The sequence below is a fragment of the Plantibacter sp. RU18 genome (assembly GCF_050613355.1).
In the GTDB taxonomy this organism is placed as follows: Bacteria; Actinomycetota; Actinomycetes; order Actinomycetales; family Microbacteriaceae; genus Plantibacter.
In genome coordinates, this window is the sequence record NZ_CP159618.1 from 1,949,473 (window position 1) to 1,969,575 (window position 20,103).

Annotated in this window: 19 protein-coding genes; 14 read left to right on the forward strand and 5 right to left on the reverse strand. The window is 68.8% G+C overall.

Annotated elements, in window-relative coordinates; all coding sequences use genetic code 11:
* Window position 1: 1 nt before the first annotated feature.
* Complete coding sequence (gene gabT, locus ABMA10_RS09390; RefSeq protein WP_347868323.1) at window positions 2-1,375, reverse strand: 4-aminobutyrate--2-oxoglutarate transaminase; 1,374 nt, start codon at window positions 1,373-1,375, stop codon at window positions 2-4.
* Between the two features lie 82 nt (window positions 1,376-1,457).
* Here gabT and ABMA10_RS09395 point away from each other — a divergent pair, with 82 nt between their 5' ends.
* The gene (locus ABMA10_RS09395) at window positions 1,458-1,940 is read left to right on the forward strand and encodes an OsmC family protein (protein ID WP_347868322.1); all 483 of its coding nucleotides are present in this window, start codon (window positions 1,458-1,460) and stop codon (window positions 1,938-1,940) included.
* Window positions 1,941-1,963: 23 nt separating this feature from the next.
* Here ABMA10_RS09395 and ABMA10_RS09400 read toward each other — a convergent pair whose 3' ends face one another.
* The gene (locus ABMA10_RS09400; RefSeq protein ID WP_347868321.1) at window positions 1,964-2,782 is read right to left on the reverse strand and encodes a lysophospholipid acyltransferase family protein; all 819 of its coding nucleotides are present in this window, start codon (window positions 2,780-2,782) and stop codon (window positions 1,964-1,966) included.
* Between the two features lie 145 nt (window positions 2,783-2,927).
* Between ABMA10_RS09400 and ABMA10_RS09405 the strand changes: the two genes are divergently transcribed.
* From ABMA10_RS09405 to ispG, 6 genes are all read left to right on the forward strand, one after another.
* Complete coding sequence (locus ABMA10_RS09405; RefSeq protein ID WP_431031449.1) at window positions 2,928-3,926, forward strand: FKBP-type peptidyl-prolyl cis-trans isomerase; 999 nt, start codon at window positions 2,928-2,930, stop codon at window positions 3,924-3,926.
* 33 nt (window positions 3,927-3,959) lie between these two features.
* A complete protein-coding gene (locus tag ABMA10_RS09410) occupies window positions 3,960-5,039 on the forward strand; it encodes a 1-deoxy-D-xylulose-5-phosphate reductoisomerase (RefSeq protein ID WP_347868319.1) in 1,080 nt (359 codons plus the stop codon).
* Window positions 5,040-5,351: 312 nt separating this feature from the next.
* Window positions 5,352-6,575, forward strand: a complete 1,224-nt coding sequence (locus ABMA10_RS09415) for a sensor histidine kinase (protein WP_347868318.1) — start codon at window positions 5,352-5,354, stop codon at window positions 6,573-6,575.
* A complete protein-coding gene (locus tag ABMA10_RS09420) occupies window positions 6,572-7,231 on the forward strand; it encodes a response regulator transcription factor (RefSeq protein ID WP_347868317.1) in 660 nt (219 codons plus the stop codon). Before ABMA10_RS09415 ends, ABMA10_RS09420 begins: the two co-directional genes overlap by 4 nt.
* Before the next feature lie 136 nt (window positions 7,232-7,367).
* Complete coding sequence (locus tag ABMA10_RS09425; protein ID WP_347868316.1) at window positions 7,368-7,706, forward strand: SHOCT domain-containing protein; 339 nt, start codon at window positions 7,368-7,370, stop codon at window positions 7,704-7,706.
* 75 nt (window positions 7,707-7,781) lie between these two features.
* Window positions 7,782-8,942, forward strand: a complete 1,161-nt coding sequence (gene ispG, locus ABMA10_RS09430; RefSeq protein WP_347868315.1) for a flavodoxin-dependent (E)-4-hydroxy-3-methylbut-2-enyl-diphosphate synthase — start codon at window positions 7,782-7,784, stop codon at window positions 8,940-8,942.
* 36 nt (window positions 8,943-8,978) lie between these two features.
* Here the strand turns inward: ispG and ABMA10_RS09435 are convergent, their stop codons facing one another.
* Genes ABMA10_RS09435 through ABMA10_RS09445 form a run of 3 tightly spaced genes read right to left on the reverse strand, consistent with a single transcriptional unit; the run spans window position 8,979 to window position 12,530 of the window.
* A complete protein-coding gene (locus ABMA10_RS09435; protein ID WP_431031450.1) occupies window positions 8,979-10,334 on the reverse strand; it encodes a DUF6716 putative glycosyltransferase in 1,356 nt (451 codons plus the stop codon).
* Window positions 10,327-11,256 carry an N-acetylneuraminate synthase family protein gene (locus tag ABMA10_RS09440; protein ID WP_347868313.1) on the reverse strand — a complete coding sequence of 310 codons (930 nt, stop codon included), beginning with the start codon at window positions 11,254-11,256 and terminating at the stop codon, window positions 10,327-10,329. The genes ABMA10_RS09435 and ABMA10_RS09440 overlap by 8 nt, the downstream gene beginning before the upstream one ends.
* Window positions 11,253-12,530, reverse strand: a complete 1,278-nt coding sequence (locus tag ABMA10_RS09445) for an acylneuraminate cytidylyltransferase (protein WP_347868312.1) — start codon at window positions 12,528-12,530, stop codon at window positions 11,253-11,255. The genes ABMA10_RS09440 and ABMA10_RS09445 overlap by 4 nt, the downstream gene beginning before the upstream one ends.
* Window positions 12,531-12,735: 205 nt before the next feature.
* Here ABMA10_RS09445 and ABMA10_RS09450 point away from each other — a divergent pair, with 205 nt between their 5' ends.
* From ABMA10_RS09450 to ABMA10_RS09480, 7 genes are read left to right on the forward strand one after another with little or no spacing between them, the layout of a single operon-like run.
* Window positions 12,736-13,731: an AAA family ATPase gene (locus ABMA10_RS09450; protein ID WP_347868400.1), complete on the forward strand. Its 996-nt coding sequence runs from the start codon at window positions 12,736-12,738 to the stop codon at window positions 13,729-13,731.
* 4 nt (window positions 13,732-13,735) lie between these two features.
* Entirely contained in the window at window positions 13,736-14,626 is an 891-nt protein-coding gene (locus tag ABMA10_RS09455) for a DUF58 domain-containing protein (RefSeq protein WP_347868311.1), read from the forward strand.
* Window positions 14,613-15,080 (forward strand): hypothetical protein, encoded by a 468-nt coding sequence (locus tag ABMA10_RS09460; RefSeq protein ID WP_347868310.1) that lies wholly within the window; start codon window positions 14,613-14,615, stop codon window positions 15,078-15,080. Before ABMA10_RS09455 ends, ABMA10_RS09460 begins: the two co-directional genes overlap by 14 nt.
* Window positions 15,071-16,069: a vWA domain-containing protein gene (locus ABMA10_RS09465; protein WP_431031451.1), complete on the forward strand. Its 999-nt coding sequence runs from the start codon at window positions 15,071-15,073 to the stop codon at window positions 16,067-16,069. The genes ABMA10_RS09460 and ABMA10_RS09465 overlap by 10 nt, the downstream gene beginning before the upstream one ends.
* On the forward strand, window positions 16,066-17,106 hold the full coding sequence (locus ABMA10_RS09470; RefSeq protein WP_347868308.1) for a VWA domain-containing protein: 1,041 nt from the start codon (window positions 16,066-16,068) through the stop codon (window positions 17,104-17,106). The genes ABMA10_RS09465 and ABMA10_RS09470 overlap by 4 nt, the downstream gene beginning before the upstream one ends.
* Window positions 17,103-18,260, forward strand: a complete 1,158-nt coding sequence (locus tag ABMA10_RS09475; protein ID WP_431031452.1) for a hypothetical protein — start codon at window positions 17,103-17,105, stop codon at window positions 18,258-18,260. The genes ABMA10_RS09470 and ABMA10_RS09475 overlap by 4 nt, the downstream gene beginning before the upstream one ends.
* Before the next feature lie 49 nt (window positions 18,261-18,309).
* Entirely contained in the window at window positions 18,310-20,073 is a 1,764-nt protein-coding gene (locus ABMA10_RS09480; protein ID WP_347868306.1) for a proline--tRNA ligase, read from the forward strand.
* Window positions 20,074-20,103: the final 30 nt, after the last annotated feature.

Consider the following 20,103-nt stretch of genomic DNA (forward strand, 5'->3'; position numbering starts at 1 on the left):
CTCACAGCTCGGAGATCGCCTGGTCGATGACGGTCATCGCATCGGCGATGAGCTCGTCGGTGACGGCGAGGCTCGGCAGGAAGCGGAGGACGTTGCCGTACGTGCCCGCGCTGAGGACGAGGACGCCCTGCTGAGCTGCGGCGGCTGCGATCGCGCTGACCGCTGCGGCGTTCGGCTCCTTGGTGGTCGACCCGGTACCGGGCTGCACGAGCTCGATCGCGATCATCGCGCCGATCCCGCGGACCTCGCCGATGATGTCGTACTTGGCCTGGAGCTCGAGGAGTGCTGCGGTGAGCGTGGTGCCGATGCGCGTCGCCTCGGACAGCAGCCCGCGCGTCTCGATCGCATCGAACACCGCGACCGAGGCCGCACAGGCAACCGGGTTGCCACCGAAGGTGCCGCCCAGCCCACCGGGCTGGCTTGCGTCCATGATGTCGGCACGACCGGTGACAGCGGCGAGCGGGAGCCCGCCTGCGATGCCCTTGGCGCTCAGCACGAGGTCGGGGACGAGCCCGAAGTGGGAGCTCGCGAAGTACTCGCCAGTCCGGGCCATGCCGCTCTGGATCTCGTCCGCGATGAAGACCACACCGTTCGTGGTGCACCACTCCTGGAGCGCAGGCAGGTAGCCCTCGGCCGGGACGACGAAGCCGCCCTCGCCCTGGATGGGTTCGACCACGAGGCACGCGAGGTCGGCCGCGCCGACCCGCTTCTCGAGGTAGGCGATGGTGCGCGCTGCAGCATCGGCTCCCGACAGGCCATCGTGGTAGGGGTAGGAGTTGGGCGCGTGGTAGACGTCACCGGCGAACGGCCCGTAACCGGTCGCGTACGGTGCAGCCTTGTAGTTCATCGCCATCGTGAGGTTCGTGCGGCCGTGGTAGCCGTGGTCGAGCACGGCGACGGCACGACGGCCGGTGAACTTGCGCGCGATCTTCACGCCGTTCTCGACGGCCTCGGCACCGGAGTTCACGAGGACCGTCTTCTTCGCGAAGTCGCCGGGGGTGTGTTCGGCGAGGAGCTCGGCGACGCGCACGTACTCCTCGTAGGGGGTGATCGTGAAGAGGGTGTGTAGGACGTCGGCCGCCTGCTCCTGGACCGCACCGACGACCGAGGACTCGGTGTGGCCGATCGTCGTGACGCCGATCCCCGCGCCGAGGTCGATGAACTGGTTGCCGTCGACGTCGACGACGATCGCTCCGTGCGCCCGCTCGATGTAGACCGGGAGCACGCTCGACACGCCGTCCGAGACGACCGCGGTCCGACGTGCGTGGAGCGCCTCGGATCGGGGGCCGGGGACCGCCGTCACGATGCGGCGCTCCTGCGTCACGCTGGCGGCGGAGGCGGGCGTCTGGTTCGTGGAGGCGAGGGTGTCAGTCATAGTCAACCAGCGTAGCGCGCCGTCCTGACAGCGAGGCCGCGCACCAGGCACTCCCGGGGCAGGCCAGTGGAATACTGGTGGCATGATCACCGGACACCACGACTACACGATCGGCGTCCGCTGGGACGGGAACCTCGGTTCCGGAACGAGCGGCTATCGCGACTACTCCCGCGAGCTCACCGTCAGCGCGGACGGTAAGCACGAGCTGGAGGGTTCCGCCGACAAGCCGTTCCGTGGCGATCCGAGCCGATGGAACCCCGAGGAGCTGCTGCTGGCTGCGCTCGCGCAGTGCCATCTGCTCGCCTACCTCCACGTCGCGGTGACGCTCGGCGTCGTCGTGACGGGCTATACCGACGATGCGGTCGGAACGATGGTCGAAGACGGCGCGGGCGGCGGGGCGTTCACCGAGGTGATCCTCCGTCCTCGGGTCTCGGTGGGCGAGGCCTCGATGGTGGAAGCGGCGCTCGCGGCTCACACGAAGGCGAATCAGCTGTGCTTCATCGCGAACTCCGTCAACTTCCCGGTCCGTCACGAGCCGACGATCGTGGTCGACGAGGTCGCCTGAGTCGAGGTCGAGGCGGGTGCGGCTCAGAGACGTTCCGGGCGGAGCACGGCACGCTTGATGCGCTCGACGGCGTCCGCCGGTGGCGACTCGTTGTAGGCATTCGCGAGCTCCTGGCCGGTGAGGCCGTGGATCGCCGCCATGATCTCGTCGGTCGCCTTGCGGCGCGCGCGACCGGATGACGCCGGCCCGTGATGGCTGACGTCGATCGGCTCGCCGAAGATGATCGTCGTCGGCTTGAACTTCGGGATCGTCGTGCCGACCGGCATGAGTTGGTCGGTGCCGATGAGGCCGACGGGGACCACGGTCGCGCCGGTCGTGAGGGCGAGCCAGGCGACACCGGTCCGCCCGCGGTAGAGCCGGCCGTCGAGCGACCTCGTGCCCTCCGGATAGATCGCGAAGGCGTTCCCGCCGTCGAGGATGCGGCGGCCCTGGTCGAGCGCCTCCTGCGCGGCCTGGCCGACGCCGCGTTCGACGCCGACGGCACCGATCGAGGTGAAGAAGGTGCGGGAGACCCATCCCTTCAGTCCTCGCCCCGTGAAGTAGTCCGACTTCGCGAGGAACTGCACGCGTCGCGGCGCGCTGATCGGGATCGCGATGCTGTCGATGAAGGAGAGGTGGTTGCTCGCGAGGATGACGGGCCCCCGCTTCGGGACGTTCTTCCGCCCGATGATCCTCGGCCGGTACAGCAGTTTCGCCGTCGTGTTGAGGACCGTGCGGCCGAAATAGTAGACGAAGCCGGGCTTCGCCGGAGCCTCCGCCGTGTCGACCTGCTCGGAGACCGGCTGCGCAACGTCGACGGGGTGTTCCTGGGCGCGTCGGTGCGTCTGTTCGTCGTCGGCCATGCGGTCGACTGTACTCGCGGACGCATGCGTGCGTCGGCATACGCGAGGATGCGGCGGCCCGTCGATGCTCGGCGTGCTATCAGCCAGCGTGGAGCCTGGTGGGCGAGACTGGACCGACCCCTCAGCAACGACCGAAAGTTCCCCTGTGCTCAAGAGACTCTCCCTCCTGGCCGTCATCGCGTCCCTCGTGTCGCTGACCGCGTGCAGCTCAGCGACCTCGCAGTCGCAGGCGCTGGCCAGCCCAGGCGAGTGCGCCGACACCAGCGCCGGTGCGGCGTCGAAGGCGATTTCGGTGTCCGGCGACTTCGGTTCGATCCCGGATGTCGTGTTCGCGAAGGACACGCTGTCCGCGGACGCGACCGAGCGGACCATCGTCTCCACGGGAGACGGCGAGCAGGTCAAGCCCGAGGACACGACGTTCGTCGAGATGTCCATCTACAACGCCGTCACAGGCTCCATCGTCGCGCAGACCGCGTACGGAGCGAGCCCGGCGACCGCGATCGTGGTCAACGACCAGAAGTACCTGAAGGGTCTCGTCCGCGCCGTCGAGTGCACGACCGTCGGCTCGCGGGTCGCCGCCTTCGTGACGGCGAGCGACGGCTTCGGCTCCGCGGGCTCGAGCGACGGCACCGTGCAGGCGGATCAGCCGCTCGTCGTCGTCGCGGACGTCCTCAGCACCGTGCACAGCGATGCCAAGGCGGACGGCGTGCCGCAAGAACCCGTCGCCGGGATGCCGACGGTCGAGCTCGACGCGACCGGTCGCCCGACCGTGACCGTGCCGAAGGACACCGCACCGGCCGACCTCCAGGTGGCGGTCCTCCAGCAGGGCGACGGTGCGGTGGTCGAAGCCGATGCCGAGGTGATCATCAACTACCAGGGCGTCAACTGGCGCACCGGTGAGGTCTTCGACGAGAGCTGGGGCAACGGCCCGACGAACTTCCAGTTGTCGGCAGTGGTCAAGGGCTTCTCGAGCGCCATCGCCGGGCAGCGTATCGGATCGCAGGTGATCGCGATCATCCCGCCCGACCTCGGGTACGGTCCGAGCGGTGGCAACAGCAAGGCGGGCATCGAAGCGGACGACACCATCGTGTTCGTGATCGACATCCTCGACGCCAGCAGCACCACCGCTCCCGCGGCAGGCTGAGCGGCGTGCGGCCTCCCGTCGTAGACTGACGCCGTGAGACGCGTCATCATCCTCGGATCCACCGGCTCGATCGGTACGCAGGCCCTCGACGTCATCCGCGGGGACCGCGACCGGTTCGAGGTCGTCGGCCTGACCGCTGGAACGAACGCCGAGCTCCTCGCAGAGCAGGCGGCGGAGTTCAACGTCGACGACACGGCGCTCGGCGCAGACGAGGCTGAGCGGTTGATCCGCAGTGTCGACGCGGATGTCGTCCTGAACGGGATCACCGGTTCGATCGGGCTCGGCCCGACACTGGCCGCACTCGAGACGGGGCGCACACTCGCACTCGCCAACAAGGAGTCGCTCATCGTCGGTGGCGACCTCGTGAAGGGGCTCGCCGCTCCGGGCCAGATCGTCCCGGTGGACTCCGAGCACTCCGCGATCGCGCAGGCGCTCCGCGCAGGCGCCGCGCACGAGGTGCGTCGACTCGTGCTGACGGCGTCCGGCGGCCCGTTCCGCGGCCGGAGTCGATCCACGTTGGCGGATGTGACACCGGGTGAGGCGCTCGCCCATCCCACCTGGGACATGGGCCTCGTCGTCACGACGAACTCCGCGACCCTCGTGAACAAGGGCCTCGAGGTCATCGAGGCGCACCTGCTGTTCGACGTCCCGTATGACCGCATCGAGGTGACCGTGCACCCGCAGTCGATCGTCCATTCGATGGTGGAGTTCGTCGACGGTTCGACGATCGCCCAGGCCTCACCGCCCGACATGCGCTTGCCCATCTCGCTGGGCCTCGACTGGCCGAACCGGATCGCGGGTGTCGGCGTCCCGCTCGACTGGAGTCGCGCCCAGCAGTGGACGTTCGAACCGCTGGATCACGACGCGTTCCCCGCTGTCCGCCTCGCGAAGCAGGTTGGCGGGTACGGCCGAACCTACCCGGCAGTGTTCAACGCCGCGAACGAGGAGGCGGTGCAAGCGTTCCACGCCGGTCGGCTCGGGTACCTGGGCATCCTCGACACGGTGCGGGCGGTGGTCGACGACCACGAGGCCCCGGACGGCGAGCTGACGCGCGAATCGCTCGCGGAGGCGGAGCGCTGGGCTCGGTCCCGCGCACAGCAACGGATCGGCTGATCGGCACGACCTCACGTGGTCACCGCCGTGCATGATCGGTTTCGGCCGCACCACCTGGGCGCGTCGGACGGTGAGCCTGAGTACGTCGTCAAGATGATCCCGCTCGGCGGCTCATCTCCACGATCGGCGTGTTCCCGTCTACGCGGACATCGTCAAGCCCGTGAACCTCTTCGGTTCGTCGGTGCGGAGGCACGACGGGCCGAGCCTCCTCGACAGGCCGCCCGCTCCGCGGGAGCCGGTACTCCCCAGGGAGTAGTGTCGCCCCACCGCGCGGCCGATGTCCGTGCGGCACGCCCCGGGTAGCATGCAGACATGCCGACCGCCCACACGAGCCCGACCTTCCCGGGACCCTCGAACGGCTGGCCGGGCGAGCGTCGCGTCGGCCGGAACCGTCCGACGTGGCGATTGTGGTCTCCCGTCATCGTCTCCGTGCTCGTCCAGGTGCCCGCGACGCTGGTCCTCGCGGTGCACGGCTCCCTCGCCGTCGGAGCAAGCGGCTCGGCCTGGGCGCGGATCTCTGCTGTCGTGCTCGCAATCGCCGGGCCGCTCGCCCTCCTCGCGGCACGTCGGCTGCCCGGACCGACCGTCGCGGTCGTCGCCGTGCTGTCGAGCGCTTCGATACTCGCCGGGCCGGTCTGGGGACCGCCGGCGATCGCACTCGCGTTCGCCGCCGGGTCGGGGATCCTCCGTGAGGCACGACGCTGGACCTATCCCGCCCTCGCGATCGGCTGGGTCGGTGTCCTCGCGGTCGCGCTGGCCGTCGACTGGCGGCTCTCCGGGTTCCGGATCGGGCTGACCACCGTGCTCGTGGTCGTCGCAGTGCTCCTCGCCGAGAGTTTCCGCACCCGCCGGGAGCGCATGGTCGAATACCGCCGGCGGCAGGGGGAGCGACGCCTGACCGCTGCGCAGGAGGAACGTGTCCGTATCGCCCGCGAACTGCACGACGTGATCGCCCACTCGCTCGCCCAGATCAACGTCCAGGCCGGCATGGGACTCCATCTGATGGATGCGCAACCGGAGCGCGCGAGGGAGGCGCTGTCGAACATCAAAGCCGCGAGCAAGTCCTCGCTCGACGAAGTACGTGGTCTCCTCGACGTGTTGCGGGGCGTCGCCGGGGACGGCGAATCGGCTGGTGCGCCCCGACGGCCGGGCCCCGACCTCCGTGCGTTGCCGCTGCTCGTCGAGTCGCTCCAGGAGCAGGGTGTCGAAGCGACGCTCGAGACACGGATCACCACGACTCCCGGTGCGGCCGCGCAGCTCGCGCTGTACCGGATCGCCCAGGAGAGTGTCACGAACGTCATCCGCCATGCGCAGGCAGGCCACGTCGCGATCCGACTGGTCGAGGATGACGGCGCCTACCGGCTCTCGGTCACAGACGATGGCATCGGCGCGCCTCCCGGACCGGAGGAGCACGGAAACGGACTCCTGGGGATGACCGAGCGTGCCGAGCTCCTCGGAGGGACGCTCGAGACCGGGCCGGGCGAACGCGGCGGCTTCCGCGTCGTCGCGAGCGTTCCCGTCCAGGCCCTCGCATGATCCGCGTGGTCATCGCCGACGACCAGGCGCTCATCCGTGGGGGGTTCAGAGCACTGCTCGAGGCGGAACCGGGCATCGAGGTGGTCGGTGAGGCGGCCACCGGCGCCGAGGCCGTCGCCCTCATCCGCCGCGAGCGGCCGGACGTCGCGCTCATGGACATCCGGATGCCGGACGGAGACGGTCTCGAAGCCACCGAGCTGATCGTCGCCGACGCCTCCCTCGCGGACACGAGGATCATCGTCGTCACGACCTTCGAACTCGACGAATACGTCGCACAGGCGATCCGCGCCGGCGCGAGCGGCTTCCTCGTGAAGGACACCGAGCCCGCCGAGCTGATCCGCGCGGTCCGCGTCGTCGCAGCGGGAGACGCACTGCTCTCACCAGGGGTCACCAGACGGCTGCTCTCCCAGGTCGCCGCTTCGATCGCCGCACCTCGGGACGCCTCGGCGCTCGCCGCCTTGACGGAGCGGGAGCGCGAGGTGCTGGGTCTGGTCGGGCGAGGGCTCACGAACGAGGAGATCGGCCGTGCGCTCTTCCTCAGCCCGCTGACGGCGAAGACGCACGTGTCCCGCATCATGTCGAAGCTCGGCGCACGAGACCGCGTCAGACTCGTGGTCATCGCCTACGAGTCGGGTCTCGTCAGCCCGGGCTCCTGACCCGGCCCCGGCTACTCCCGCAGGATGCCGCCGATTCGTCCTCTCGTCGGATTCGCTGAGGCGGTGATCGGAGGAGTCTCGATGTCGAGATGCGGACGGCAACAGTCGCCGGACGCCCGACGAAACGGAGACCACCATGTTCCAGACCCTCACCGCGCTCGGCGCGAGCGCCATGCACCCGGGGTGGTCCGGCCCGGGCTTCCACCTCGCGTGGCTCATCCTCATCCCGATCTTCTGGATCCTCGTGATCGTCCTCGTCGTCTCCCTGGTCGGGCGACGGTGGCGCCGTCGCGCCTGGGCCGGCCAGGGCATGCCCGGGCACCCCGGTCCGCCGTGGGCGTGGCGACAGGACGGCTCGCGCAGCGCCGAGCAGACGCTGGCCGAACGCTTCGCCCAGGGCGACATCGACGAGGTGGAGTATCGGGCGAGACTCGAAGTGCTTCGTGCGAACCGCGAGACTCCGCCGAGCCGCTGACCGGTGACGCGACGTCCCAGCAGGCGTTCAGGTGACAGGGAGCCTGCTGGGCGCCGCGCGCGTAAGCTGAGCTTCGTGGTAGCTATCAATCTGGGTCTTCCGTCGGTTCCCGAGACGCTCAGCCCGCGACGCAAGTCCAGGCAGATCAAGGTCGGCAAGGTGCTCGTCGGCGGCGATGCACCGGTGAGCGTGCAGTCGATGACGACGACGCAGACCACGAACATCAACGCGACGCTGCAACAGATCGCGGAGTTGACGGCGTCCGGCTGCGACATCGTCCGGGTTGCCGTGCCGACGCGCGACGACGCAGAAGTGCTCCCGATCATCGCGAAGAAGAGCCAGATCCCGGTCATCGCGGACATCCACTTCCAGCCGAACTACGTCTACGCCGCGATCGACGCCGGCTGCGCTGCGGTCCGCGTGAACCCGGGCAACATCCGCAAGTTCGACGACCAGGTCGGCGAGATAGCCCGGCGCGCGAAGGCCGCCGGCGTCTCGCTGAGGATCGGCGTCAATGCCGGATCCCTGGACCCGAGACTCCTGCAGAAGTACGGCAAGGCGACACCGGAGGCGCTCGTCGAGAGTGCCGTCTGGGAGGCGAGTCTCTTCGAGGAGCACGACTTCCACGACTTCAAGATCTCCGTCAAGCACAACGACCCCGTCGTGATGGTCAAGGCGTACCGTCTCCTCGCCGAACGTGGCGACTGGCCGCTTCACCTCGGCGTGACCGAGGCCGGCCCGTCCTTCCAAGGCACGATCAAGAGCGCCACGGCGTTCGGCATCCTGCTGTCGGAGGGCATCGGCGACACCATCCGTGTGTCGCTCTCGGCTCCGCCCGCCGAGGAGATCAAGGTCGGTCTGCAGATCTTGCAGTCACTCAACCTCCGCGAGCGCAAGCTCGAGATCGTCTCCTGTCCGAGCTGCGGCCGTGCGCAGGTCGACGTGTACAAGCTCGCCAACGACGTCACGGAAGGCCTCGAAGGGATGAGTGTGCCTCTCCGCGTCGCGGTGATGGGCTGCGTCGTGAACGGCCCAGGCGAGGCCCGCGAGGCCGATCTCGGCGTCGCAAGCGGCAACGGTAAGGGTCAGATCTTCGTCAAGGGCGAGGTCATCAAGACCGTGCCGGAGGCGGAGATCGTGGCGACGCTCATCGAGGAGGCGAACCGCTTGGCGGCCGAACTGCCCGCGAGCGACACCTCGACCGGCAGCCCGGTCGTCACCGTCGGGTCGAACTGACGGTCCTCGCGCCGGAGAGTGCTTCGGCGTTCGAGGTCAGCGTGCGGTCCTGTGTCTCGCACCCTTCGGTGCTCTGACCGTCGCCTGGGACTCGACCGGCTCGAGGCGCCGTGATGCGATCGGTGCGCGAACAGGCGTCTGCACCCCGCGTGCTCGCCGTGCCAGTCGCCTGGCGAACTGCAGCGGCGTTCCGATGATGAACGCAACCGTTCCGAGGGTGCTCGTGTCGGCCCGACCGAAGGCCCGCCTGCGCTCCCAGCCCGTGCGCAGCATCCCCCCGCGGCTCTGACGTGCGCGCGGACGGACTCCGAGCGTCCCGCCGTCGCGCGTGCGGAACGCCGCCTCCGATCGCTCGATCCAATCGTCATCGGACAGCGGGTGGAAGTAGTTCTCCTGGAGCCAGTGAGGATCGGGATGTCTGAACTTCGCCCGCATGAGTTCGTCCTTCGAGGCGAGGAGGCCGCTGCCTTCGAAGACCGTGTTGATGAGCGCGGGGTCGACGCCGAAGTCGTCGAGGACGATGACGGGGACACCGGCGGCGATCGCTTCGATCGCGGCCGTCGAGCTCACCGTGACGAGCCCGGCCGCGTGTCCGAGGTGCACCGCCATGGAACCCGTCGCGACGCGCAGATTACTCGGCACGGGTCCGGTCATGAGCGTGTCGAACGGGAAGTGCTCGTGATGCGTCTGCGGGTCGCCGGCGAGCCCGCGCACCTTGATCACCACGTCGAGCTCTCGGTGTCTCGTCGCAAGGGTCCGCAGCCAGGAGATGATCCGGAGACGGTCTCCGCGATCGGCTGGGACGGTCGCCTGTGCTGCGAAGACGACGCGGGTTCGGGGCGCCGGTTCGTCGCCGGCAGCCGGAGCGGCCAGCGCGTCCGGGGTTGCGAGGAATGGCAGGGTGGCGAGCGCGAACGCCGGCTCGAGCCCGTGCTCGGTCGCGAGCTCGCGGTATGCGGCGACCTCCCGGTGGCTGTGCAGCACGAACACGTCGGCTTGGGCGCGCAGGAAGACACCCTTCCATTTCGCCGGGATGGAGATCCCCGGGAGGCCCGTCAGCAGGACAGGGCGATCCTCGCCGAGCGCGATCAGCTCGGAGATCACCACCTCGGCGACCGGACCCCGTGTCGAGACGAAGACTCCGTCAGGTCGCGCCTCCCGCACCTGCGCGATGAGCTGACGGAGCGACAGCCGACGGACGGCCACACCTTCGAACGCCGTGTGCAGGAGGGCGATGTCGACCTGCCGTTCTGTCGCCGATACATCCGATTCGATGAGGACGAGGTCGACGTCCCACCCGATCGCCCGAGAGAGCGTCGCGGCGCCCCATTTCACGAACGAGTCGGAGTCCACGACCCCGATCACCCTGCGGCGGGGCGCCCGATCAGGCATCGACCCTGCGGAGCTTGGCGAGTGGTGCGAGCTCACCGGGGAAGACACGCTTGACGCCGTCGCCCATCGCCGTCTCGATGATGCGGATGTCGCGGACGAGGTTGGAGAAGCCGTGCGGTTCGAGCGATGCCGCGTGGTCGGAGCCCCACATCGCCCGGTCCAGCGTGATGTGTCGCTCGACGAGTTTCGCCCCGAGCGCGACGGCGGCGAGCGAGATCTGCAGGCCTGTCTCATGCCCGGAGTACCCGATCGGCATGTCGGGGTAGCGTTCGCCGAGGCTGGCGATCATTCGGAGGTTCGCCTCTTCGGCCGGCAACGGGTACGTCGACGTGGCATGGAGGATCGCGAGCGGCGAACCCTGCAGGATGCCGACCGCGCGGTCGATCTGCTCGAGCGTCGACATGCCGGTGGACAGGATGATCGGTCTTCCCGTCTCGGCGAGGCGGTTCAGCAGACCAGTGTCGGTGACGGAGGCCGAGGCGACCTTGTGCGCACTGACGCCGAGGTCCTCCAGGAAGTCGACGGAGGGCTCGTCCCACGGCGACGCGAACCAGCTGAGCCCGCGGAGCGTCGCATGGTCGCCGATCTCGATGTACTGCGCGCGGTCGAACTCGACCCGGTAGCGGTACTCGAGGTAGCTCATCTCTCCCCACGGTGTCTGCCGGGGGACGTCTCGCATGTGCGGGGGCGTCGAGATCTCGGGCGTGCGCTTCTGGAACTTGACGGCCTGGGCGCCGGCATCCGCTGCGACGTCGATGAGCCGCTTCGCGAGTGCGACGTCCCCGTTGTGGTTGAGACCGATCTCGGCGATGACATAGCTTGGCGCGCTCCCGCCGATGGGCGTGCCGTCGATCCGGAGCGGGGCGCCGTGCGCCTGCTCGTCGCCCGGGTGCTGCGCGTGCTGATCCTGATTCGTGCTCATGGTCGTGTTCCATTCGATCGCGGCTGGGACGGTTGTGGGTCTGGAGTGCGAGCGGCTCGCGCGGTCAGCACGCGGTCGGCGAGTTCGCGCACGGCGCCGTCGCCGCCGCGTCGTTCGAGGACGAGCCGCGCGACGGCGCGAGTCGCTCGATGCGCATCTGCCACGACGACGGGCCAGCCCACCAGCTCGAGGGCCGGGATGTCGTTGACGTCGTTGCCGAGGTAGGCGATGCGCTCCAACGGGACCTGGTTGGTGTCGGCCCATGCACGCAGCGCCTGCGCCTTGTCCTCGGAGCCGTAGACGACATCCACCCCGAGCTTGGCGGCGCGCGCCGCGACGATCGGCACGCGCTCCGTCGAGAGGATGAGGACGGGGATGCCCGCCTCGCGGAGCAGACGCACGCCGAGGCCGTCTCCCCGGTGCACGCTCACGCGTTCGACGCCGTCGGCGTCCACGATCGCGCGATCATCCGTGTGCACGCCGTCGAAATCGGTGACGACGGCGTCGACATCGACATCGAGGTGGCTCTCCGGCCGCTCGACCGGTACCGGGATACCCAGCTGACGCTCCGCGAGTGTCGCGATGGCCTCGGCGACGAGCAGGTCCTCGGGCTCATCGATGTCGAGTGCGGCGAACGAGCGCGTGATCGCCGGTGCGATCCGGCCGAAGAAGCGGTGACGGGCCTCGAGGAACCCGTCGGTGTCGAAGACGTAGAACGATCCCGTCTCCCGGTACTGGCGTGCCCGGTCCTGGCGCCTCGGACGCTCGCGGTGGTCATGGCCCAGCCCACGGGCCCCCTTCGACTTGTCCGTCCAGAGGAACCCGTGGTCGAGCACGGCTGCGAACACCGCGTCGGCACGATGGTCGGCGACCGAGACGATGGCGGCGTCGAGCGCCTGGACGTCCAGGAACGGCGACGTCGCCTGCGCGAACACCGTCACCGGCGTCAGCTCGCCTCGTGCCCCGAGGACACCGAGCGCGTGGAGCAGCGCCGCCTCGGAGGACGTCGTGTCCTCGGCGAGATCAGCGGGACGCTCGATGACCTCCGCGCCGGCGGCGAGCGCGGCAGCAGCGAGGTCCGGGTGGTCGGTGGTTACCACCACACGGGCGACTCCGTTCGCACGCAGCAGCGCTTCGACCGAGCGCGCGATGAGTGTGCGCCCACGAACGGTCCGCAGATTCTTCCGGTGGATCCCCTTGGAACCGCCCCGGACCGGGACGATCGCCGTCGCCCCCTGGATCCGCGGTCGCCGCTCCTGCGCTGCTTCAGTCATCGATCAACGGTAGGAATCGTCGGTAGCCGGGAGGAGGACGGTGCCCGAACGGAGACCGACGACGTGGTGTCCATCCGGTGGCCGACGCGTCCTCGGCGACGAAGCGGACACGTAGACTGATCGCACCGTGGAGCAACGCCGAGCGCTCCCGGGTCGGGCGCTCATCCGCCCGGCCCGCCAGCACCGCCAGGGGAGACCAGACACCGTGACGCTCAGCACACCGATCGAGCCAGCCGAACTCCAGCGGGCGCGCGCCATCCTGACGGACATCGTCGGGGCGTACGACGCGAAGGTGGTCGGTCAGCAGGGCCTGCGCACGACGCTGCTGGCGGCGCTCATCTCCGGTGGGCACGTCCTCCTCGAGAGTGTGCCGGGGCTTGCGAAGACGACGGCGGCCGAGTCGATCTCGCAGGCGGTCAACGCCTCGTTCAAGCGCATCCAGTGCACGCCGGACCTCCTGCCGAGCGACATCATCGGCACACAGATCTACGACGCGCGCACCGGCGCGTTCCAAACCCAGCTCGGACCGGTGCACGCCAACTTCGTGCTCCTCGACGAGGTCAACCGTTCGAGCGCGAAGACGCAGAGCGCGATGCTCGAGGCCATGCAGGAGCGTCAGACGTCCATCGGCGGCACCCACTACCCGCTGCCGAAGCCGTTCTTCGTCCTCGCGACCCAGAACCCCATCGAGCAAGAAGGCACGTACCACCTGCCCGAGGCCCAGCTCGACCGCTTCCTGCTCAAAGAGGTGCTCGACTACCCCACGATCGGTGAGGAGGCGGAGATCGTGCGCCGGGTGAACTCCGGGCTGTACGAGGAGGACCAGGCGAAGCCGGGTGTGAGCGTCGAGGACGTCCTGTTCTTGCAGTCGCTCGCGCGGCGGGTCTACCTCGACGCCTCGATCCTCAACTACATCGTGCAGACGGTCTACGTGACGAGACATGCCCACGACTACCTGCCGCCGAAGCTCGCGAGTTACATCGACTACGGCGCAAGCCCGCGCGCGAGCATCGCGTTCAGCACCGTCGCACGAGCCCTCGCGATCCTGGCAGGCCGCGATCACGTGATCCCCGAGGATGTGAAGAGCTACCGTCACCAGGTGCTCCGCCATCGCATCATCCTGAACTTCGAGGCGGCGGCCGACGACGTCTCGCCCGAGACCATCATCGACGCCGTCTTCGGTGCCGTGCAGGCCCCGTAGCCGCATGGCAGCGCCACTGCTCCATCGAGTGAAGTCAAAGCTCTTCATCCATGCCCATCGCCGAGTGCGGGGGATGCTCGACGGCGAGTACCGTTCAGTGTTCCAGGGCAGGAGCCTCGATTTCGACGACCTCCGTGAATACACGCCGGGCGACGAGATCAAGGACATCGACTGGAAGGCGACGGCCAGACACGGCGCTCCGCTCGTGAAGCGGTACATCGCGACCCGGAAGCACCACGTGCTGTTCGCCGTGGACACCGGCCGGGATCTCGCGGCGCTCGCCGCCGGTGGGTCCTCCAAACGCGAAGTCGCGATCCTCGCCGTCGGCATCCTCGGCTACCTCGCGATCCGGCACGGCGATCTCGTCGGACTGGTCACCGGCGATGCGGCGTCGCCTGAGCTGCTCCGCCCGGCCGGCACCGAGTCCGCGCTCGAACGGCTGCTGCAGCACATCGACCGTCGTGCCTCGCTGGCGGCACCGCAGAGCGACCTCGACGAGCTGCTCGCGTTCGCGGCACGATCGGTCAAGCAGCGCTGCCTCCTGGTGATCGTCTCGGACGACGAGGAGTTCACCGCTGCGCGGCTCGCGATCCTGCGACGACTGCATGCGCAGCACGAGGTGCTGTGGATCTCCGTCGGCGATGCCGACCTCATGCGCGCCGACTACACGAACCGGTCGATGTTGGATGTCGCCCGGGAGGAGGCGCTGCCCGCATTCGTGCGCGCGGACCCTGCCCTGCGCCGCGAGTTCACCGCATCGGTGCAGGACGCGACCGCCCGCCATCTGGACCAGCTCGAAGCGCTCGGCATCAGCGCCCAGCGCGTCACGGGCGCAGACGACGTCATCCCTGGGCTCTTCCACCTCCTCGAGGCGCACCAGCATGCCCGGCGATAACGGCTACTACGCGCCGGTCCAGTACACGATCCTCTGGCCGGTGATCGGGCTCGTCCTCATCGCACTCGTCATCGCCTGGTACGTGTTCATGCTCAGACATGTGAAGCGCCGCGCCCGTGGGAACGCTCCGCGTCCCGTGCCGCTGCCGTCACCGACGGCGCTGCGCGACCGCTATCTCGGCCTCATCGGTGAGATCGAGCGCGAGCACGCGAGCGGTGCCCTGAGCACGAGGCGAGCGCACCAACGTCTCGGCGGCATCCTCCGGATGTACGCGCATGATTCCACCGGCGTGCGCGCACAGGTCATGACACTGGCCGACCTCGATCGAGCAGGGCTCGTCCCGTTGACCCGTGCAGTGTCCGCGTACTACCCCGCGGAGTTCCGGGAGGCCGAGTCCGGCAGCGTCCCCGAAGCGGCTGCGCTTGCACGTCAGGTGGTGACGACATGGAGCTGATCCACTGGTGGATGCCGTTCGTCTGGCTCGCGGTCATCACCGCCGTGGTGGTCGGCGTGGTCCTCGTCGTCCGGGTCCGACGACGTCGGAGTGCCGGAGCGGAGCCGCTGTGGGTCGCGCACTCCGAGCGTCTGACCTCCCTGCCAGGGTACCGTCGGGCGCTGTCACGCTACCGCCGACTCATCATCGCCACGATCGCGTCACTCGGCGTGCTGCTGCTCGCGGGTATGGCGCTCGGCTCCCGGGTCGTCAGCACGACCGTCTTCCAACCGGAGCTCCGCAACCGCGACATCGTCCTGTGCCTCGACGTCTCCGGTTCGATGACCGAGTACGACGCCGCCCTCGTCGGCGTCTTCGAATCCCTCGTGCAGCGGTTCGACGGCGAGCGCATCGCCCTCGTGCTGTTCAACGCCTCCGCCACCACGTACTTCCCCCTCACGAGTGACTACGACTATGTGACGACGCAGCTCGACCGCCTCGTCGACGACCTCACCTCGCCCGACAGCGACTACGAGTACTGGAACGGCACCGATCTCGGCAACGGGTCCTCGCTCATCGGAGACGGCCTCGGCTCGTGTGTCATGCGCTTCGACCAGGTCGGTGAGGAGCGTTCGCGATCGATCGTCCTCGCGACGGACAACTACGTCGCGGGGGAGCCGATCCTGACCCTCCGCGAGGCGGGCGACTATGCGAAGGCGCAGGACGTCACCGTGTACGGCATCAACCCCGGAGACGTCGCGAGCAAGGACTACCTCGATGACCTCGCGGCTGAGATGGACGAGGTCGTGACGTCGACCGGTGGCGAGTACTACGCGCTCGCCGATCCCGGTGCGGTCGGCGGGATCGTCCAACAGATCACCGCCGAGCAGACGAAGACCATGAAGGGCGCGAAGCAGCTCGTCCAGGTGGATGAGCCGTTCGTCTTCGTCCTCGCGGCCTTCGCAGGCCTCGCGGCCCTCATGCTGCTCGCGTGGAGGCTCCGACGATGACGATCAACCCCGTGCTTCCCGTCTGGGCGGTCGCCGTGCTCGGTGCGGTGCTCGGCGCATTCGCCGTCTGGCAGTTCCTCGTGGGGCTCCGTCGACCGGGCGCCTGGCACTGGATCGCGCGGCTGCTGCTCGTGGTCGTGCTCGTGATCATCGCGCTCCGACCGACGATCCCCGGTAACCACCGGCCACCGTCGGCGATGGGCGACCTCGACGTGTACTTCGTCGTCGACACGACGAGTTCGATGGCCGCCGAGGACTGGCTCGACGACGCTTCCCCCGGTGTCGACGAGAACGGTGCGCCGAAACCGCCGACGAGGCTCGACGGCGCGAAGACCGACATCACGGGGATCGCCGACCGACTCGCCGGCGCGCGGTATGCGCTCGTGACGTTCGATGCGGTCGCCATCCAGCGGATGCCGCTGACGACCGACGCGACCGCCTTGCGTTCTGCGACGGAAGCGATGACGCAGGAGGTGACGACGTACTCGCGCGGGAGCAGCATCGACGCGCCCGTCGAGTTCCTGACCACGCTGCTGACTCAGGCCGAAGCGCAGGAACCGGGCCGCAACCGCGTCGTCTTCTACCTGGGCGACGGCGAGCAGACGAGCGGCCAGCAGCCGGGATCGTTCGCGAGCATCGCCCCGCTCATCCGCGGCGGGGGCGTGCTCGGGTACGGCACGGAGACCGGCGGCACCATGCGGGAGTTCTCCGGCTATCAGGACGGCGGGGTGCGGTACATCCAGGACTATTCGACCGGCGAACCGGCCGTCTCCCGGCTCGATCCCGGCGCGCTCGAGACGATCGCCGCAGAGCTCGGGGTCGACGCCGAGGTCCGGACGCCGGGGGAGTCGCTCGACGAAACGCTCGACGGGATCGCGGTCGGTGGCGTCACCGTGCAGGACGAGGTGGACATCCGCCGCACGGATGAGCTGTACTGGGTGTTCGCCCTCGGGTTCGGGGCGCTGCTCCTCACGGAGATCCCCGGCCTGATCGGCGCACTGGGCGAACTCCGCCGGACGAAAGGGGAGCGACGATGACGCTCTTCGACGACCGCCCACGTGATCTCCCCGCAGACAGGGTGCCGGCCGCCCCCGAGCCACGGGTCGAACCGGCCGAGCCGACCCGGGCACCGCTGTCGGACGCCGAGACCAGACGGTTGCGTCGGCGCCTGTTCTGGTGGTCCCTCCCGCTCGTCCTCGTCGCACTCACGATCGGTGTCAAGCTCATCAGCCTGCCGATCGTGGCTCAGTCGTCCATCGCCGGCTATCGGGCGGAGGACTACTCGGGCTCGGAGCTGAGCGCGGCGCACCTGCTCACTGCGAACGCCGTCGAACCGTGGATCGCGTGGTTCGACCACGGAACGGCGGCGGCGGCCGGTCAGGACTGGGTGCAGGGCACCGACGATCTCGGGAAGGCACTCGAACTCGCCCCGAACGACGAGACTGCGTGCGTCGTGCGCGTGAACCTGGCGAGGGCGTACGAGACCCAGGCCGACGAGTACGTGAAGGGTCAGTTCTTCCAGGGAGCCATCAACCTGTACGACACCGCGAAGCGGATCGTGGACGAGGGTGCGAGCTGCTTCGAGGGCCAATCCGAGGATCAGAGCGAGGACCAGCAGGACCAGCAGAATCAGAGTCAAGGCGGCGAAGACCAGCAGCAGGACGGCGGTGGCCAGGACCAGCAGGATCAGCAGGATCAGGGTGACCAGGGTGACCAAGGTGACCAAGGTGACCAAGGTGACCAAGGAGATCAGGGCGACCAGGGGGGCCAAGGAGATCAAGGAGATCAGGGCGACCAGGGAGACCAAGGAGATCAGGGCGACCAGGGCGACCAGGGCGACCAAGGGGACCAGGGCGACCAAGGGGACCAGGGTGGCCAGGGCCAGCAACCGGACACGATCGATCCCAAACGGACACCCGGGGAGAACCTGCAAGACACCGGGGACCGCATCGACAAGAAACGGCAGGGTGCGACCGATCAGCGGGACAGCGCCGCTGGTGGCCAGGGCCAGGAGCCGCAGGACGGTTCGGATGACGGCGGATCGAGCGGCACCGGCGACAGCGACGTGGACGGCAAGGTCGACCGCTTGAAGGATGCGGGCCAGGACGCCCAGCAGGACAAGTCCACGGAGGACGCCAAGAACCGGGGTCGGACCAACGACAACGGCAACTTCGCTGAACGTCCCTGGTAGTCGCATCGCAGCAGCGAGCCGCACCCGCTGTACGGACTAGCATGGACGGGTGGTTACGCGCCTTTCGAACTTCTTCCTCCGTACGCTCCGTGAAGACCCCTCCGACGCGGAGGTGACGAGTCACCGTCTGCTGGTGCGGGCGGGATACATCCGCCGCCAGGCCCCCGGTGTGTTCGCCTGGCTCCCGCTCGGTCTGCGGGTCAAGAACAAGATCGAGACCATCGTCCGCGAGGAGATGGCGAACGCGGGTGCGTTCGAGGTCCACTTCCCGGCGCTGCTGCCGCGGGAGCCGTACGAGGTCTCCGGGCGGTGGGAGGAGTACGGCGACGCGCTGTTCCGCCTCCAGGACCGTAAGGGGGCCGACTACCTGCTCGCCCCCACGCACGAAGAGGTCTTCACGCTCCTCGTGAAGGACCTGTACTCCTCGTACAAGGACCTGCCGCTGTCGATCTTCCAGATCCAGGACAAGTACCGCGACGAAGCCCGCCCGCGGGCCGGGCTGTTGCGCGGCCGCGAGTTCACGATGAAGGACGCCTACTCGTTCGACGTCACCGACGCAGGGCTCGACGCGAGCTATCAGGCGCAGCGAGACGCGTACGAGCGCATCTTCACCCGGCTCGGGCTCGAGTACGCCATCGTCCAGGCCGACGCCGGCGCGATGGGTGGCTCGCGGAGCGAGGAGTTCCTGCACCCGACTCCGGTCGGCGAGGACACCTACGTCCGCTCAGCCGGCGGCTATGCCGCAAACGTCGAGGCCTATACGACCGAGGTCCCCGACGCACGCCCCATCGACGCCGTGGCACCCGCAACGGTCTTCGACTCGCCGAACACGCCGACGATCACCACGCTCGTCGACCTCGCCAACGATCGTCATCCTCGCGACGACGGCCGGGCCTGGACGGCCGCGGACACGCTCAAGAACGTTGTGCTGGCGCTCAAGCACCTCGACGGCTCGCGTGAACTCATCATCATCGGCCTGCCCGGCGACCGCGACGTCGACCTCAAGCGCGTCGAGGTCGCCTTCGGGCCCGCCGAGGTGGAGGCGGCGACCGAAGGCGACTTCGCGAAGCACACCGGACTCGTCAAGGGGTACATCGGCCCGTGGTCACCGCAGGGGCCCGTCCTCGGCGAGGAGTCCGCCACAGGCATCCGTTACCTCCTCGATCCGAGGATCGTGGACGGCACCGAGTGGATCACCGGAGCGAACGTCGACCAGCAGCACGTCTTCGGTCTCGTCGCTGGGCGCGACTTCACCGCCGACGGGTTCGTCGAGGCCGCCGAGGTCCGAGCCGGTGATCCGGCTCCCGACGGCTCCGGCCCCGTCGAGCTTGCGCGTGGCATGGAGATCGGTCACGTCTTCCAGCTCGGTCGGAAGTACGCGGAGGCGCTCGGGCTGAAAGTCCTCGACGAGAACGGCAAGCTCGTCACCGTCACGATGGGCTCGTACGGCATCGGTATCACGCGGATCCTGGCGATCATCGCGGAGCTGAACAACGACGAGCGCGGACTCATCTGGCCGAAGGCCGTCGCACCGTTCGACATCCACGTGGTCGCAGCCGGGCGTGACGCCGCGATCTTCGAGATCGCCGAGGACCTCGTCGCCACGCTCGAGGCCTCCGGGAAGGACGTCCTCTACGACGACCGCACCGGCAAGGTCTCGCCCGGTGTGAAGTTCGGCGACGCCGAGCTCATCGGTGTCCCGATCGTCGTGGTCGTCGGGCGCGATGCGGCAGAGGGCTTCGTCGAGCTCTGGGACCGTGCAGCAGGCACCAAGTCCCGTGTGGCGATCGCCGACCTCTCCAGCTCCCTGTAGCCCCGAGAGCGCAGTGTTCGCCGTCGTCCC

Coding starts and splice junctions, on each gene's coding strand:
- gabT (WP_347868323.1), bottom strand. CDS start 1,375: ATGACTGACACCCTCGCCTCCACGAACCAGACGCCCGCCTCCGCCGCC.
- ABMA10_RS09395 (WP_347868322.1), top strand. CDS start 1,458: ATGATCACCGGACACCACGACTACACGATCGGCGTCCGCTGGGACGGG.
- ABMA10_RS09400 (WP_347868321.1), bottom strand. CDS start 2,782: ATGGCCGACGACGAACAGACGCACCGACGCGCCCAGGAACACCCCGTC.
- ABMA10_RS09415 (WP_347868318.1), top strand. CDS start 5,352: ATGCCGACCGCCCACACGAGCCCGACCTTCCCGGGACCCTCGAACGGC.
- ABMA10_RS09420 (WP_347868317.1), top strand. CDS start 6,572: ATGATCCGCGTGGTCATCGCCGACGACCAGGCGCTCATCCGTGGGGGG.
- ABMA10_RS09425 (WP_347868316.1), top strand. CDS start 7,368: ATGTTCCAGACCCTCACCGCGCTCGGCGCGAGCGCCATGCACCCGGGG.
- ABMA10_RS09435 (WP_431031450.1), bottom strand. CDS start 10,334: ATGCCTGATCGGGCGCCCCGCCGCAGGGTGATCGGGGTCGTGGACTCC.
- ABMA10_RS09440 (WP_347868313.1), bottom strand. CDS start 11,256: ATGAGCACGAATCAGGATCAGCACGCGCAGCACCCGGGCGACGAGCAG.
- ABMA10_RS09445 (WP_347868312.1), bottom strand. CDS start 12,530: ATGACTGAAGCAGCGCAGGAGCGGCGACCGCGGATCCAGGGGGCGACG.
- ABMA10_RS09455 (WP_347868311.1), top strand. CDS start 13,736: ATGGCAGCGCCACTGCTCCATCGAGTGAAGTCAAAGCTCTTCATCCAT.
- ABMA10_RS09460 (WP_347868310.1), top strand. CDS start 14,613: ATGCCCGGCGATAACGGCTACTACGCGCCGGTCCAGTACACGATCCTC.
- ABMA10_RS09465 (WP_431031451.1), top strand. CDS start 15,071: ATGGAGCTGATCCACTGGTGGATGCCGTTCGTCTGGCTCGCGGTCATC.
- ABMA10_RS09470 (WP_347868308.1), top strand. CDS start 16,066: ATGACGATCAACCCCGTGCTTCCCGTCTGGGCGGTCGCCGTGCTCGGT.
- ABMA10_RS09475 (WP_431031452.1), top strand. CDS start 17,103: ATGACGCTCTTCGACGACCGCCCACGTGATCTCCCCGCAGACAGGGTG.